This is a genomic window from Arachidicoccus sp. BS20, from assembly GCF_001659705.1.
Taxonomy (GTDB): Bacteria; Bacteroidota; Bacteroidia; order Chitinophagales; family Chitinophagaceae; genus Arachidicoccus.
Map to the genome: position 1 here is coordinate 1,968,307 of NZ_CP015971.1, position 16,516 is coordinate 1,984,822.

The window sequence follows — 16,516 nt, forward strand, 5'->3', positions numbered from 1 at the left end:
TTTAACTTTTTTTCGAGAATACATTAAGTGAAATTGACAAAATGGATTTGGAAATTAGAATTGCTAATAAAACACAATTTCAACTTTATAACGACTGTATTACGTAAAATGAAAGTCTTGTAAACTTTTTTACAGGGCTTTTACCTCTTTAATTTTTTAATGCAAACTTCAGTTCGTTCCTGTAATGCAAAGGCGTTTTTCCGGACATCTCTTTAAATTTTTTTGTGAAATGACTGTAGTTATTAAAACCGCACTCATAACAAATATCCGAAACACCCATATTACTTTCGTGTAATAATTTGGCAGCATGTACCAGACGGTATTCGGTAAGAAATTGCACAAATGTTTTATTGGTAATTTTTTTGAAATACTTGCAAAATGCCGTGGGCGTCATATTGATATGGTTAGACATTTCATCAAGGCTCATTTGCCCTTTGAAGTTTTCTTTTACAAAATTGAATACCCTATTAATTCTGTCGTGGTCTTCGACTTTTGCCTCAAGCATGAAATGACTTGCATTCAGCATTGTATAATTATCGGTTGCTGCCGCCATCTCCCTGAAAATATCCAGCAAAGTCAATAACCGGCTGCAACTGTCTTGCAGTGCTATCGATTCCATTTTTGCGCCAATATCGCGTTTCGTCTGCCCGTGAAAAATAATACCGCCTTTTGCCTTTTCAAACAACATTTTTACATTGTACATTTCAGGTATATCAAAAAATCCTGCGCCAAAAGCTTCGGGCTTCCATTGTATTACGGTTTCCTGCTGGTCGCTCTTCAGCGCGCCGGTAAATCCGCAATGCGGAAGATTAGAGCCAATCAATATCAGGTCGCCGTTACGATAGTGAGATAGATGACTTCCTATTTGCCTTTTGCCGGCGCCACTGTTTACATATACCAATTCCAACTCCGGATGGTAATGCCAAAGCGATTCATAATTATTCAGCCGCTTTTCATCGTACCGCTTATATAAAAATGAAGTTCCGAAAGTTGGTTCTATACTTTCAAATATCGGGCTGAAAGAAGTTTTTGCTCCCATAAACTAACATTTATATGTGTAATATTGATTCAAATATTTGCAAAACTAACGATTATTGAGCAAAATAATACACATTTTGGATTATATTCTTGTTTTATAGACTGTTTTACTAATCTACTTTTGTGGTGCTAAATCAGGAATCTATTTAATCATTAAATAAAAATTTTTATGAAAAAGTCATTTATCAACTTAATCGGTGCAGCAGTATTTGTACTTTCTGCATCATTTGCAAAGGCTGCAACAGAATTTAATGTTAGTCTGGCAAATAGCGAAACTGTTAAAATTGAAGTAAACAACTCGGAAAAAAATGTTTCTATTTCCGTAACAGACGAAAGTGGTTCCGTACTTTACCAATACGATAATGTAGCTGCAGGTGCGAAAGGATTCAACTTCAGCACCGTGCCCGATGGTCGTTATTTCATCAAAATGGAAAACGACAGAACTATCGAAACTACACTTGTAACCAAAGTGAACCATGCGTTGAAGATTTCTAAGAACTATGATTTTGTGGCAAAGCCGCTGTTCCAGAAAAAAGGCAAAAATAAACTGAATCTTTATTTTGTAAACCTGAATAATTCAAATGTAGAGGTAGATGTTTACGACAAAGACCGCACATTAATAAATTCTTTTACTTCCAATGATGCAGTAATCGAGAAAAGTCTTGACTTCTCTAAAGTACTTCAGGGGAACTATGAAATAGTGCTTTCGACAGATAAAGGAGACAATATTTTCTCCAAGAGTTTTGTGAATGAGTAACTTTGGTTTAGATTTTTAACCGAAAAAGCCGCTACGTTTTATGTATGTATGCGGCTTTTTCGGTTTTGATTGAAATTCTTTTTTATCCGTCGATGTCATATTCTTTCAGCTTGCGATACAAAGTGCGCTCGCTGATGCCTAAATCATAAGCTGCATCTTTGCGTTTGCCGCGATGTTTTTTCAGCGCTTTTTCAATCAGCTCTTTTTCTTTCTCCATAATATTGAGTGTTTCTTCCACTTCTTCGTGTGGCTGAATATCGTTTCCGCGATTCGCCGAAAGTATGACCGGTTGCTGGTTTGTACTTGCAACTGTAGGCAGATTTGTATTGGAAAAATATGGCTGAATGCTTTTTTCTTCGTTTTGTCCGTTAAAACTATTCAGCAATTTTTCTTTTGTAAAATCATTCATCGAAGCGGCAAGCGATGGATTTTGCAATAATTCAAAAAACATCTTTTTTAGTTCTGTTACATCTTTTTTCATGTCGAAAAAGAGCTTGTACAAAATTTCTCTTTCGTTTGCAAAGTCGCCACTCGTGTGCTTTTGCGAAGAAAGTACGGGCAAACGGCTTTCGTTGTATTCAGGCAAAAACTGTTGCAGTTCATTTGCAGTTAGGATTGTAGAGGTACTTAAAACGGAGATTTGCTCCGCAATATTTTTTAGTTCGCGCACATTGCCGGGCCAAGGATAATTGGTCAACAATTGTTTTGCACCTTCGTCTAATTGCAAAGCCTGCTTCCTGTATTTTTCGGCGAAGTCCGTTACAAATTTTCTGAACAATAAAACAATATCGTCTTTCCTGTCTTTCAGCGCCGGAACTCTGATAGGAACTGTGCTCAAACGATAATACAAATCTTCACGGAACTTCCCTGCCTGCGTAAAATCATATAAATCGCGGTTGGTCGCAGCAATCACGCGCACATCGGTTTTCTGCACTTTGGACGAACCTACACGAATGTATTCGCCCGTTTCCAATACGCGCAGCAAACGCGCCTGCGTGCCTAAGGGCATTTCGCCTATTTCATCTAAAAAAATAGTGCCGCCGTTCACTGTTTCAAAATATCCTTTGCGACTATCAACTGCGCCTGTGAACGAACCTTTTTCGTGTCCAAACAATTCGCTGTCAATCGTTCCTTCGGGGATGGCGCCGCAGTTCACGGCAATAAACTGATTGTGCTTGCGTGCGGAAAGCGAATGAATGATTTGCGAAAATGCTTCTTTGCCCACGCCGCTTTCGCCCACAATCAAAACGCTCAAATCGGTGTTAGCAACCTGCATCGCCACGTTCAACGCATGATTGAGCGCAGGCGAATTGCCGATAATATTAAAGCGGTTTTTTACGGTTTGTAAATCCATAATTATTTTAGGTATATTGATAGAACGCTGATAAATTATGATTGTTATGATTTGTAATCTTATCTTAAAGCATCATAAAAAATCTGCGTTCCATAAAATTTTAAACTATTTCTCCAAACAGTGTCGCCTGGCTGCATCCTGTAATTTTTACAGTTGCATAGCTACCTTTTTGAAAATCATAATTTCTTTTCGGGAAAATCACAACTTTGTTTTGTGAATTGCGGCTCATCCAAGCGTCGGCGCTTTTTTTGCTTTGTCCTTCAATCAATACTTTAAAAGTTTTGCCTACATCTTTCTGATTGCTTTCAAGGGAAAGCCGGTTTTGTAAATCAACAATTTCCTGCAAGCGGCGTTTTTTTATTTCCAAAGGTACATCATCCTGAAACCTGCGTGCAGCCAGTGTTCCGGGACGTTCACTGTAAAAAAACATATAAGAATAATCGTATTTACTATATTCCATAATGGACAACGTATCGCGATGTTCTTCTTCCGTTTCCGTACAAAAGCCCGCAATCATATCGCTGCTGATGGCACAGTCGGGAATTATTTTTTTGATTTGGTCAACCTTTGCCATATACCATTCGCGTGTGTAAGTCCGGTTCATTAATTGCAAAATTCTTGTGTTGCCGCTCTGTACAGGAAGATGAATGTAGTTGCAAATATTTTCGTATTTCGCTATCGTATGCAACACATCTTCCGTAATATCTTTCGGATGCGAAGTACTGAAACGCACGCGTAGCAACGGATTCACGAGAGCGACTAACTCTAATAACTTTGCAAATGTTATAATCTCATTCGTTGTTTCATTGACAAAATAATAACTGTCCACATTTTGCCCTAATAAAGTTACTTCTCTGAAACCACGATTAAACAAGTCCTGTGCTTCTGCGACAATGGACTGTGCATCGCGGCTGCGTTCACGCCCGCGCGTGAAAGGAACTACGCAAAAGCTGCACATATTGTTGCAACCACGCATGATGGAAATGAATGCCGTAACGCCGTTGCTGTTCAATCGCACGGGCGAAATATCGGCATAAGTTTCATCTCTGCTTAATAAAACGTTTACGGCTTTTTGTCCGGTTTCGGCTTCTTCGACCAACGCGGGAAGTGTGCGATAAGCATCAGGTCCTACGACCAAATCGACCAATTTTTCTTCCTCCAGAAATTTCGATTTTAATCTTTCGGCCATGCAGCCGAGTACGCCTACAAGTGTGCCGGGTTTTGTTTGTTTTATTTTGCGAAATTCCGTCAAACGCTTACGCACCGTGAGCTCCGCTTTCTCACGAATGGAGCAGGTGTTTACAAAAATCAAATCGGCTTCTTCGCAGTTGCGCGTTGCGCCAAAACCTTCTTTGTTGAGGATAGACGCAACAATTTCGCTGTCGCTGAAATTCATCTGACAGCCGTAACTTTCTATATAAAATTTCTTTTTATATACATTCTCATCGTGCGCAAAAGGAGCATAAGCTTCACCCTGCCGCGCTTCGTTGATTTCTTTCTTTTCTAATTGTAATGCTTCCATCAAAAAAATTATTAAGATTGCAAAATTAAATAAAAATAACAGCAACGTCAGATTGACAGGCAATTATTAAAATTTTAGCTTTTTAAAATTAGCGATTGTTCTTAATTTTAATTTTTTGAAACATCTTTAAATTAAATAATTCCATAGCTGAAATTATAAAAACTTATTTTTCAAGTTGAGAAAATTTAATAAGCATTTATATTTATTGTTTATTCTGTTCTTTGCATTGTGCTCTGCACATGCGCAGGACAATATTCCGGTTCGTTCGCTTCCTTCAGAAATTTTTGTTACGGTTCAGAAAGCATCAAAGGATACTATCAAATGGCGTTGGAAACGTGGCGGAACGGGCAATCTCAATTTGTCGCAAAGTTCGCAGAGAGACTGGGCGGCAGGCGGCGATAATTTTGCCATGTCCATCAATACATACGTCAATGCTTTTCTGTATTACCGGAAAAATAAAAACACCTGGGATAATAATCTCGATTTCAATTTCGGTTATATGCAGGCAACTTCTACCGGTGGCAGGAAAAACGACGACAGGATTGCGGTCACTACCAAATACGGCTACAAAATAGACAGTTCGGGAAAATTACTTGCCTCCTTTTTGGTCAATGGCAGGTCGCAGCTTTTTGACGGACGACAATATTTTACCAAAGACAGTTCGCAGTTAATATCTTCATTTCTTTCTCCGGCATACGGCGTTACATCTGCAGGTTTGGACTATCAGCCGGATAATGCACTTTCTATTTTTGCATCTCCTTTGACAGCGAGACTTACCGTTGTGCTTAAAGAAAGTCTGGCGCAGAAAAATTTATACGGCATTGGCACGCACCGCTATAAGGTGGCGCCGGGCGCTTTCGTTGCCATTAATTACAACAAGGAGATTATGAAGAATATTAATTATAAAGCCAATCTTAACTTATTCTCCGACTACACCCACAACGCGCAGGATGTGGATATGGATATGAGTAATTATATCAATTTCAAAATCAATAAATATATATCTGCAACATATAGCCTCAACCTGATGTATGATGATGATATAAAACTCTTCGGTCCAAACAGCAACAGTCCCGGTTTGCAATTGCAAAGCCAAATCGGAATAGGATTTTCCATGCCGTTTAAAACAGGCTACACAAGAATCAGCATGTAAAAAACGTTATAGTATTTTTGCATTAATATTTTCAGATAAAACCTGTTACATGCAAGCAGCCATTTACGGAAGAATTTTGCCCGAAGCATACGGCAATGATGTATTGTCATTGCTGACGGAATTGAATAATCATCAAATTCAATTATGCTTATTCAAAACTTTGTATGAGCAATATCCGCAAATAACTTCTTTATTTCCCGGCGTGAAAATTTTTGACTCGGCAGAAGATTTGCCTAAAGACATTGACTTTTTGATAAGCCTTGGCGGAGATGGAACTATCCTGGACACTGTTTCTTTGGTTCAAAGTAAAAACATTCCCATTCTCGGTGTGAATTTCGGCAGGTTGGGTTTTCTTACCGGCACAAGTAAAGAGAGCTTCTCAGAGGTACTGAACGATTTGCTCAACAGGAATTATATCATTGACAAAAGAACATTGTTGCACCTGGATGCAAGCATTCCCTTGTTTGCCGATGCGCCGTTTGCGCTGAACGATTTTACGATTGGCAAACGCGACATTGACCCAATGGTGCAAGTGCACACTTTCCTGAACGGAGAATTTATTAATTCATATTTTGCAGACGGTTTGATTGTAGCAACCCCGACAGGCTCAACAGGCTACAACATGAGTTGTAACGGACCAATTTTGTTTCCCGATTCTGCAAGCTTTGTCATTACACCCATTGCGCCACACCACTTGAACACAAGACCGCTGATTGTGCCCGACGACAGTGTAATTTCTTTTGAAATAAGCAGTCGCTCCGATGATATTCTTTGCACCTTAGATGCCCGGCGCGAAATTGTAAGTAAAAATATTCAGCTTGCCGTGCGAAAAGAAAGCTTTACCATAAAGCTCATCCGGTTTAAGGAAAATACTTTTCTTTCTACGCTGCGCAATAAACTTTCATGGGGATTCGATAAAAGAAATTAAGATGATATATAAAAAATATTGCCTTTTGTTGTTGGGGATTTTTTCTGTTTGCAATTTGTTGCAGGCGCAATATCAAAGTTATCAGGCCAAAGGCGAATTAGGCATTGGCGTTGGCAGTTCCACTTATTTCGGCGATTTGAATCCTTCGGGCAAAGTAACACCCATACATTATTCTGCAGGCGCATTTTATCAAAAATACTTCAGCAATTATATCGGCGTAAGATTATCTGCGAATTACATTCATCTGCATGCTTCCGATGCCGACAGTAAAAATATTGCATACAAAACGCGCAACCTGAATTTCTCCAATAATATGCTGGAAATGTCGCTAACGGGCAGCTTCAACTTTTTCAATTATGCACCGGGTTTTTCCGGGCACAATTTTACTCCGTATGTTTCACTCGGCATTGGTACGGTATATTCAAATCCTTACACTTTTGATGATGAAGGGAAAAAGGTTTATTTGCGCTCGCTCGGTACGGAAGGACAAAAAAGTACAACTTCTCACGACGGAAAAAAGTATGGTCCATTTGCAATGGTGTTTCCACTTTCGGTCGGCGTGAGACAGGCTTTAAGCCAAAGAATAAATTTGTTTGCCGAAGTCGGCTACCGTTTTACAACTACAGATTATCTTGATGACGCAAGTACGACTTATGCCGGGGCAAGTGCTTTTGATGCTGCAAACTACAAAGGCTCCCCAACACAAGCCTCCATTGCAAAGCAATTGCAGGACAGAAGTCAAAATCAATCTTTAGGGATAAAAGGCTGGCAGCGTGGTAATAGCGCCGTAAAAGATAGTTATTTGCTTATGCAAATAGGCATATCTTATAACTTCAGCAACTGTAATTGTCCGGGCGTATTTTAAGAAAAATTATTTTTCAATTTTCAGATACATCAAATTTGTTCTGTAAGGTCGCGTTGGCGTGAACACATCGTTTATAATAAAGAATCCCTTTTTATACAAAGCAAGTCCTTCCCAGTTATAAGCCCAATATTCTTTCGGCAAGGCGGTCAGTGTCTTCCATGTAACATGTTGCTTGTGAAATTTTATATCTACCAGTCTGCAATAACTTCTGTAACCCGAAGAATCGCGCGTTAAAGTATAATTTGCATTATCGTTTTTAGGTACACGATACACAGCGTCGCCGCCGCCTCCTTTGTAAAAATAATTAATGCCGGTCAAGTGATTTCGCTTGCAGGACTTTGTTATATCAGTAATTCTGAAAGGCATTTTTTCAAGAGAGATTTTTTGTAAAGAAGATTCTTGCAAAGATGTATCAACGCTTATGACATTGTTTTCCTTGTCAAAGTAATTATACTCAAAAAAAGCATACAGTCTATTGCCGGTTAATTCCAAAGATTCAAAACCAGCATTATAAACATTTTTGCCCGCCGTATCTTTCGGTTTCGCGAGCCGCAGCATTTTTGTTGTGTCCATATAAATATCGTTGCCAACAAAATATCCTTTTAATAAATAACAATAATCCGAAGGCGTTGCGGTTTCTACCGACAAATAAACTGTAACATTATTTATTACAGTTGCTTCCAAACCCTCATAGGACTGGTTTTCGGCTTTCATTTTTTTACGCAGTACATCCAAACCGTGAATAGGGTTTTTGATAAATGTCGGCTGAAAGGAACTATCTTTAATTGCTCTTTCCAAATCGCTTAAATTAACCGAAGTGAGAAATGCCGAAGCCTTATCTTCCAGCCTGCTTTCACTCATTAAATACAATTTTTGATTGCTGATATATAAGCTCGAATATTGATTGTTGTAATAAGAAACATTGGAAGGAAGTTTGATAGGATATGCTTTTAGCTTCACTTGTGCTTTTGCAAAACATGAATAGACAATCATTATTCCGAGTATAAGATATTTCATCTGCCTGAATTATTAAAGATATTTGTGTTTCTGACTATAGTAGGAAATATCATCAAAGATAAAATTTTCATATAAGTTCGAACTGTTATAAAAAACTAAATTACAAGTGAATAAAATTTATATGAAATTGAAAATGAATTTAAAAGATTTATTTCTTCCGAAAGTCCTGTATGTACAGGCTTTCAGCCATTTTATAGAAGAAAATTTATTTGTTTTATTCCGGCTTTCTATCTAATTTTATGTTAGATTAAAATCAATCTAACACCCTTTTCCCACCAGCATATTCCGGCTTGATTAAGTTAATTTTTTAACCTTAAAAAATTGAAAGCTATGGACATCAATAAAATTCAGGATGCTATCATCCAAAGATTTGAAAACCTGACCGAAAGAGTTAGTCGCTTCAAATATTTTCGGCATCTTATTCGCTTGGGAATGCGCGCATCGCAGTCTATTGAGCCGACAGAAAGAAATGAGCAAATTGTAGTTCATGGTACTAAAAACAAGATATGGTTGAAAGCATATTGCGAAAACGGAAAAGTATTCTTCAGAACGGATAGCGAAAATGCCGTAAGCAAAGGCATCGCAGGGTTATTGTCAAAGGTTTTTTCGGGACATACGCCCAAAGAAATTATTAATTCAAACCTGTATTTTCTTCACGAGATTAATTTATATGACCGCCTGAACACTGTTTGGGTAAAAGAGGTTCAGGCAATTATGCAGAAAATGAAATCATTGGCAATAGGTTTTAGGGCAGCTTCTTTTTCGGTTTGACTTTTATATTTCTAAAATAAAACGGCATCCGATTTCGGTATGCCGCTTTACTTGTCCGAGAAACGAAGATGACTTATTCTTCCATCATTTCTCTCACTACATCAATAATTTCCTCTGCATTCGGCTTGCTGAAATAGTCGCCGTCGCTGCCATACGCGGGCTTGTGATTCTTTCCGGTAATCGTTCGCGGCGCAACGTCGAGCAATTTATAACCTTGCTGTTCTTCCATTACTTTGTTGAACATAAACGCTGCCGCGCCGCCGGGAACATCTTCATCAACAAACAAAATCCGGTTTGTCTTTTCCAATGATTTTTTAATGAGATGATGGGTATCGAAAGGCAATAAAGTTTGCACATCAATTATTTCGCAGGAAATGTTTTGCGCAGCCAATTTTTCCGCCGCATCCTGAATAATCCGTAAAACAGAACCATACGAAACAATCGTAATATCCGCACCTTCGCGGATGGTTTCCGGCACACCTAAAGGAACCGTAAATATTGAAAGATTTGCCGGCAGTTTTTCTTTTAAACGATAGCCGTTCAGGCTTTCAATTAATAGCGCAGGTGTATTCGTTTGCAGTAAAGTGTTGTACATTCCCGCAGCCTGTGTCATGTTGCGCGGAACGCATACATAAAATCCTCGTAACGAATTAATCAGTGTACCCATTGGTGAGCCGCTGTGGAACATTCCTTCCAAGCGATGCCCGCGTGTTCGTACGATGATGGGGCAACTTTGCTTGCCTGCCGTGCGGTAATGCAGCGAAGCAACATCGTCGCTCAATGGTTCAAGCGCATATAACAGATAATCCATGTACTGGACTTCCGCAATCGGTCGCAAGCCACGTAGCGCAAGTCCTATGCCTTTACCCATGATTGACAGTTCACGAATGCCTGTATCAAAAATTCTGGCTTCGCCATGCTTGTCCTGCAATCCTGCAAAACCTTGATTCACATCGCCGATTTTTCCCAAATCTTCGCCGAAAGCCACCACGGAACTATTGTTGGCAAACAGTTGGTCAAAATATTTATTCAGCACTTCGTAGCCGCTCACGACAGGAGAATCGGCAGAAAATTCAGCTTTTATTTCTTTAATATTTGCAGCTGATTTTGGTCCTTCGTCGTATTGAAATTTATCATACAATTTATTCCATTCTTTTTTGGAAAACCGATAATAATCGAGCAAAGGCTTTGCAATATTTTTATCATAGCGAAGAAGCGCCAACGCTTCAGCCACAGACGAAAGAATATCTTTTCGCAAAGGCTCTTTGATAGATGCTAAACCGGTTGCAATTTTATTCAGCTCATTTTGTTGAAACGTAATGCTGTTCAGTATTTCAACGGCTTTTTGCCGCTCTGCCTTTAACGGGGTAATATATTTTTCCCACGCACGGTTGCGGCATTCTTTGACGTAATTTTTAGCATCAAGCCTGATTTTTTCGATTTCTTCTTCAGTCGCAATTCCTGTTTCCACAATCCAGTTTTTCATTTGCTTGATGCAATCCCAATCGCGCTCCCATTGCAAGCGAGCCTGGGATTTGTAACGCTCGTGGCTGCCCGAAGTACTATGCCCCTGTGGCTGTGTTATTTCCTGCACATGAAAAACGGCAGGCGTATGTGTTTGTCTTATTTTTTCAATTGCCGGTTCAAGCGTTTCACACATACCGGCATAATCCCAGCCTTTCATCGTATAAATATCGATACCATTCGTACCACGTTCTTTTTGCAATCCGCGCAACGCTTCTGAGATAGAGCCTTTCGTGGTTTGCTTAGACGTAGGCACGGAAATGCCGTAACCATCGTCCCAAACAAAAACAGCTAACGGAACCTGCAATACTCCCGCTGCATTCATCACTTCCCAAAAATGCCCTTCCGAAGTGGCAGCATCGCCTATGGTTGTGAAGCAAATTTCATTGCCGTTTTTGGACAGATGACTATATTTTTCATTTTTCAGCGAAGGATTAATTCTGAATTGTTTGGATGCCAGCGCCAAACCGAGCGCACGCGGCATCTGTCCTGCGGTGGGCGCAAAATCCGTAGCCGAATTTTTCATATTCACTAACGGCAGCCAATTACCATTTTCATCCATATTCTGCGAAGTAAAATGCCCCACCATATTTCTGCCGCCGCTTAAAGGTTCGTTATGAATGTCGGTATCGGCGTAGAGTTGGGAGAAAAATTGTTCAATCGTGCCTATACCTGTGGCAAATGCCAAAGTCTGGTCGCGGTAATAACCGGAACGCCAGTCGCCGTTTTGAAAAAAACGTGCTACCGCCACCTGCGCTACTTCTTTGCCATCCCCGAAGATGCCGAATTTTGCTTTGCCTGTCAATACTTCTCTTCTTCCGAGTAAACTTGCTTCGCGGCTTTCCACTGCAATTTTGAAATCATTCAAAACCGATTTTTTGAAATCTTCAAAGGACAACATTTCTTCGGTTTCACTATTTCTCGCTACATTTTCCATTGGATAAAAGTAAGAAATTTTTTGGGGTTGTTGGTTGCAAGTGTGGGAAAATGTGAACAACAAAACAATGAAAAACCGAAAGATTGTGCAATAAAAAATTTCGGAAAAAAATATATTAAGCATTGATAAAATACGGAACAATTGCCTTAAACAAAATTCCCGTAACGATAGCAATACCAAAACTCAGGAAAGTGCCAATCATCACATATTCCGTGAGCTTCCGGTCGCGGGCTTCCCTTAAATCGCCGAAGCGGAAAACAGACTTTGCCGCCAACAAAAAACCAACGCCTTCCCAATGGTTGATAATGATAAAAATAAAGACAAATAATCGTTCCAAAATGCCGATGTATTTCCCGGCGTTTTGCAGCGAATCGGTTTCGATGGAATTGTTGTACGAAGGTGTCCACGCCGAAATCATCATTTTCACGAAAACCGCAGCCGGCGTGGTTTGCAGCAAAATGCAAGTGTACAACAAAATACTTTTTCCGCTCCACAAACCGGAAAAATCAATCGGTTTATTTTCCCAAAAACAACTTACAATTATCAGAACAATAATGTGTAATAATTGGTCGAGCCAAAACCATGTTCTTTTGTTTCTTTCTTTTTGAAAATAAAGTTTTGCCAAATCAATGATGCAATGTGCCAGCGTAATGACGAGCGCCCAAATCCAGAAATTTAATTTTCCGATAAACAAAAAAGACAGCGCGCCGTGCAGTAAAACGTGAAAATAAATTTTCGGGCTTCGGGCTTTTAGGCGTTCCTTTTCGCGCACCCAACTGTTGGGTTGCAACATAAAATCGCCTAATAAATGCGCCAGCAACAATTTGATGAACGTAATCATAACGATTGGATTTTTTGTTGGTAAAAATCAATCAGAGCCACCAGCAAATCATAATTCGCCCGCCGCAAACGCTGGCTCACAGCGGATTGCCGGATTTCTAATTGCTGCGCAACTTCCGTTTGCTGCAACTTTGGATTGCTTAAAAACAAATAAACTATTTCCGCCGAAACCGCCGACCAACTGTCAATACTGACCAATGCCAGCCGCAGCATTAAGTTCATTTCTTTATCAAAGTCATCGTTGCCAGAAGCAAGGGCAAGACTTGTTTTTTCTTTTTTCAAATCATCTAACAAGCGCCCGGAATTTACAAAAGCCGAACCGTTGGATTCCGTAACTTTTGCGGCATTTATGGTTTTATCGCCCAAACCGATGGCGATGCGCGCGTCTATATTTTCAACGGATTTGATGTACGATTTTATCCGAAGTGCGGCAAGTAAAGCTTCTTTCGCATCGGGCAACTGCAACTGAAATTCATCGCCGCGATAGATTTCCCAATCCTTCGGCGACTTACCAAAAGATGATAAAACTTTTTTCAAAGCCTTCAACCATGAGGATTTCTGTTGTTTTTCGGAATGGATAATATCTCCTGTTAAAACGGCTATCATGGCACAAATATAAGCTGATTGGCTTATATTTCAAATTATAAGCAAAATCGCTTATAATTAAATTTATCAGGAGAATGGCTTATAAATTTTAATTAGTAAAAGGATATCAGTATAAAATCTCGCCTAATCAGAGTGAAAATCAAAAGCTCTTGTTTCTTTTACCACACTCTCGGCGCTTGGGAAAACGGCTGTAATAATTGTATTATTGGTAAATCTTCTAATCGCTTTTGTAGTTGTTTTTCCTACGGAAAACAAAACCGTTTGAGTATCAATTTTATTTACAGAAAAAAAACTTTCCACCGCACTCGGACTGAAAAATAAGATGCCATTATAAAATTCATTTATCGTTTCCGGAGATGAAATCGTTTCGTACACAATTACTTCTTCCAAATGTATATTATGTTTCAAAAGCTTATCGGGCAAGGTATTCAGGCGTTGGTTACCACAAAAAAATATGTACGAATTTATTTCTTTGTCTAATAAAATTTTGTCTGCTAACCCCGAAGCATTATGTTCGGCACCTACAATTATTCCTTCACTCACATAATTCAGCAATGCATTTTTTGTTGCGCCCGAAGTGCAGAATATTTTCCAATCGGGCTTTGTATTTAATTGAGAAAAAACTGCATCTACCGAATTTACACTTGTGAAAATAGCAATAATTTTTTCGCCGGAAAATTGTTTGATTTTGGCTATTGTTGAAAAATCAGCAATAGGTTTTGTTTCAATAAAACTAATCGTATCAATAATAATATTCGCCGATTTTGCTTGTTGAAGCAAGTCTGCGGGAATCGTTTTTGTACTTAATATTTTGACGAATTTGTTCATTTTATTCGTACACTCGCGGCTAAGCATTCTTTATCGCTTTTACAATTTCATCTGCGCCATTTCTAAGCAACTCTTTCGCTGCTAAAATGCCCAATTCATCAGCATTTGAAGCGATTATCTCTTTTTCCGTTTCCACTTTTTGTTTTCCGTCGGGCGAAAGAATATTGCCTTTGAAAACCATTGTATCATCGACGATTTCTGCTAAGGCGCTTATCGGTGTTGAACATCCGCCCATCAATGTTTTGAGAAAATCGCGTTCAATTTTTACACACAAAGCCGTTTGTTCATCATTTAGTGAATTGATTTTTTCAAACGCTTCTTTATCATTTTCCCTGCATACAATCATGATTGCGCCTTGTGCGGGCGCGGGCAACATCCAATCCATCTCAACCGAAGTTTGCGGACGTTCATCAATTCGTTCCAAACCTGCTGCTGCAAAAATTGCCGCATCCCAATTATTTTCATGTAATTTCTTCATTCTCGTTTGCACATTACCACGCAAATTTTCAACCGTGAGATTCGGAAATTTGTGTAACAATTGCGCTTTTCTTCTTACAGAACCTGTTGCTACAACTCCTTGTAAAAGCCTTTGTTCATCAGCATTTGAGTGAAAATATTTTTCGTAAACGGCTTTATTTTTATACACAAATAAATCCTTATGATTTGCGCGTTTCAATACTGCACCTTGTGCAATCCCCTGCGCCAATTGCGTAGGCACATCTTTCATAGAATGAACGGCAACGTCAATTTTATTGCTCAACAAATAAGCGTCCAATGTTTTTGTAAATACGCCTTCTACACCCATTGCATACAACGGCGTTATCAAATCCAAATCGCCTTCACTTTTGACGGGGATAAGTTCGGAATCTATATTTTTGTCTTTGAGTAAAGACTGAACGGTTTCAGCCTGCCAAAGCGCGAGCTTACTGTCGCGCGTACCGATGCGAATCACATTGCTCATGCTTCGCTTTTTTCGGGATGATGAGCAATAAAATCGTGCAGCGCTTCGATGTAAGTACAGCCGGGTGCACTATGTTGTTCGCGCATCTTTACGGCTAATTTTTTTACTGCATTTTGCACGGCTTCTTCCTGTTGCGCTTCGGTTTGCAAAGCTTCGGGCTTCAATGTTTGATACCAGGGACAAACATTAATATCGGACAAGGATTTTTTTGCAGCTCTTATGAATGGTGCGTTTCGGCGCATTTTGTACCAATCGTAAAATTCATCCATATATTCTCCGATAATGCTTTTTACTTTCGGAATTTCGCGCTCACGCATTTGTAAAGTAGCGTCATTCATTTTGGAAAGGTCGTCCACATTGACCATAATAGTGTGCGGTCTTTCTTTCAATGCAACGTCAATATTATTGGGAATGGAAAGGTCGATTAATATCTTTTTATCGTTATTCTTCAAATCATTTTTATACAGCACAGGTTGTTGCGCATTAGTTGCTACAACAATGATGTCGGCTTCATTTGCCTTCTCGTAAAGTTGTTCATAAGGTGCAAATTGAAGTTGCAATTCATCCGCAAGTTCTTTGGCTTTATCAGCACTTCTATTGATGAGCGTAATATTTTTTGTACCGAGATAATCGACCAGATTTTTACAGGTATTTCTCCCGATTTTACCTGTGCCGATAATCAATATTTTTTGATTGGAAATATCAGTACAATGATATTTGATAAACTGTATTGCGGCAAACGCGACAGACACCGTACCACCACTGAAATCCGTTTGGTTTTTAATGGCTTTGGACGATTCAAATACAGTATTGGTAAGCCTTTCCATGAATGCACCAATATTGCCGTTTGATTTTGCAATGCGTACAGCTTGCTTCATTTGTCCTACAATTTCATAATCGCCGAGTATTTGTGAATCCAAGCCCGACGCAACTGAAAAAAGATGCTCAATAGCATCTTTTCCTTTCTTAGTATATGATATTTCTTCAAAAACATTGATGTCGCCTTCGGCTTCTTCGCACAAAAGCGATTTCAACTCTCTCGACGAAGATGCAACGCCATAAATTTCGGTTCTGTTGCAGGTAGAAAGCACAAATACGTTCTCTAATCCGTTGTCGTTAGCCTTTTGTAAAATGGAAGAATATTGTTCTTCATTCAGCGCAAACTTTCCTCGAATGTTTACATCTGTTTTTTTATAGTTGATGCCTGTAATGTAAAAATGTTGAATGTCCATCTCCCTCAATGCTTGTCTGAATAGTAAAGTTATAGTCCTATTTCTTGTGCCTGCAAAGTTATGCGTGCGCGGCTATGAGAAAAAATGATATTGGTCATACGAATGTCATTTTTAAGTAAAAAAAATGGCGGATGTAACCGGTATTTGCGGGAAAACGTGAAACGCTTATAGTTTACTAAAACT

General features: G+C 39.2%; 15 protein-coding genes. 5 read left to right on the forward strand and 10 right to left on the reverse strand.

Annotation, left to right across the window (positions count from 1 at the left end):
• Positions 1 to 148: 148 nt before the first annotated feature.
• Entirely contained in the window at positions 149 to 1,039 is an 891-nt protein-coding gene (locus A9P82_RS08935; RefSeq protein ID WP_066206918.1) for an AraC family transcriptional regulator, read from the reverse strand.
• Between the two features lie 168 nt (positions 1,040 to 1,207).
• Between A9P82_RS08935 and A9P82_RS08940 the strand changes: the two genes are divergently transcribed.
• Positions 1,208 to 1,795: a hypothetical protein gene (locus A9P82_RS08940; RefSeq protein WP_066206921.1), complete on the forward strand. Its 588-nt coding sequence runs from the start codon at positions 1,208 to 1,210 to the stop codon at positions 1,793 to 1,795.
• Between the two features lie 82 nt (positions 1,796 to 1,877).
• On the opposite strand, the gene A9P82_RS08945 is transcribed toward A9P82_RS08940, so the two are convergent.
• Together A9P82_RS08945 and miaB are read right to left on the reverse strand one after the other, a co-directional pair.
• A complete protein-coding gene (locus tag A9P82_RS08945; protein ID WP_066206925.1) occupies positions 1,878 to 3,149 on the reverse strand; it encodes a sigma-54 interaction domain-containing protein in 1,272 nt (423 codons plus the stop codon).
• A gap of 100 nt (positions 3,150 to 3,249) precedes the next feature.
• Positions 3,250 to 4,671, reverse strand: a complete 1,422-nt coding sequence (miaB, locus tag A9P82_RS08950; protein ID WP_066206929.1) for a tRNA (N6-isopentenyl adenosine(37)-C2)-methylthiotransferase MiaB — start codon at positions 4,669 to 4,671, stop codon at positions 3,250 to 3,252.
• Positions 4,672 to 4,846: 175 nt separating this feature from the next.
• Here miaB and A9P82_RS08955 point away from each other — a divergent pair, with 175 nt between their 5' ends.
• Genes A9P82_RS08955 through porG form a run of 3 tightly spaced genes read left to right on the forward strand, consistent with a single transcriptional unit; the run spans position 4,847 to position 7,617 of the window.
• Entirely contained in the window at positions 4,847 to 5,824 is a 978-nt protein-coding gene (locus tag A9P82_RS08955; protein WP_066206931.1) for a DUF3078 domain-containing protein, read from the forward strand.
• A 49-nt stretch (positions 5,825 to 5,873) separates the two neighbouring features.
• A complete protein-coding gene (locus A9P82_RS08960; RefSeq protein WP_066206937.1) occupies positions 5,874 to 6,752 on the forward strand; it encodes an NAD kinase in 879 nt (292 codons plus the stop codon).
• A 1-nt stretch (position 6,753) separates the two neighbouring features.
• A complete protein-coding gene (gene porG / locus A9P82_RS08965) occupies positions 6,754 to 7,617 on the forward strand; it encodes a type IX secretion system protein PorG (protein WP_066206939.1) in 864 nt (287 codons plus the stop codon).
• Positions 7,618 to 7,623: 6 nt separating this feature from the next.
• Here porG and A9P82_RS08970 read toward each other — a convergent pair whose 3' ends face one another.
• Positions 7,624 to 8,634: a hypothetical protein gene (locus tag A9P82_RS08970; RefSeq protein WP_066206944.1), complete on the reverse strand. Its 1,011-nt coding sequence runs from the start codon at positions 8,632 to 8,634 to the stop codon at positions 7,624 to 7,626.
• A 330-nt stretch (positions 8,635 to 8,964) separates the two neighbouring features.
• On the opposite strand from A9P82_RS08970, the gene A9P82_RS08975 reads away from it, so the two are divergent.
• Positions 8,965 to 9,405 (forward strand): SufE family protein, encoded by a 441-nt coding sequence (locus A9P82_RS08975; RefSeq protein WP_066206948.1) that lies wholly within the window; start codon positions 8,965 to 8,967, stop codon positions 9,403 to 9,405.
• Between the two features lie 73 nt (positions 9,406 to 9,478).
• On the opposite strand, the gene A9P82_RS08980 is transcribed toward A9P82_RS08975, so the two are convergent.
• The 6 genes from A9P82_RS08980 to hemA all read right to left on the reverse strand — a co-directional run bounded on the left by A9P82_RS08980 (position 9,479) and on the right by hemA (position 16,333).
• Positions 9,479 to 11,866: an alpha-ketoacid dehydrogenase subunit alpha/beta gene (locus A9P82_RS08980; RefSeq protein WP_066206951.1), complete on the reverse strand. Its 2,388-nt coding sequence runs from the start codon at positions 11,864 to 11,866 to the stop codon at positions 9,479 to 9,481.
• A 115-nt stretch (positions 11,867 to 11,981) separates the two neighbouring features.
• A complete protein-coding gene (locus tag A9P82_RS08985) occupies positions 11,982 to 12,707 on the reverse strand; it encodes a DUF3307 domain-containing protein (protein WP_066206954.1) in 726 nt (241 codons plus the stop codon).
• Positions 12,704 to 13,312 carry a SatD family protein gene (locus A9P82_RS08990; protein WP_066206957.1) on the reverse strand — a complete coding sequence of 203 codons (609 nt, stop codon included), beginning with the start codon at positions 13,310 to 13,312 and terminating at the stop codon, positions 12,704 to 12,706. The genes A9P82_RS08985 and A9P82_RS08990 overlap by 4 nt, the downstream gene beginning before the upstream one ends.
• Before the next feature lie 123 nt (positions 13,313 to 13,435).
• Entirely contained in the window at positions 13,436 to 14,140 is a 705-nt protein-coding gene (locus A9P82_RS08995) for a uroporphyrinogen-III synthase (RefSeq protein WP_197492133.1), read from the reverse strand.
• Positions 14,141 to 14,159: 19 nt separating this feature from the next.
• Positions 14,160 to 15,101, reverse strand: coding sequence for a hydroxymethylbilane synthase (hemC, locus tag A9P82_RS09000; RefSeq protein WP_066206963.1), 942 nt, complete (start codon positions 15,099 to 15,101; stop codon positions 14,160 to 14,162).
• Positions 15,098 to 16,333 (reverse strand): glutamyl-tRNA reductase, encoded by a 1,236-nt coding sequence (gene hemA, locus A9P82_RS09005; protein WP_066206966.1) that lies wholly within the window; start codon positions 16,331 to 16,333, stop codon positions 15,098 to 15,100. The genes hemC and hemA overlap by 4 nt, the downstream gene beginning before the upstream one ends.
• Between the last annotated feature and the right edge of the window lie 183 nt (positions 16,334 to 16,516).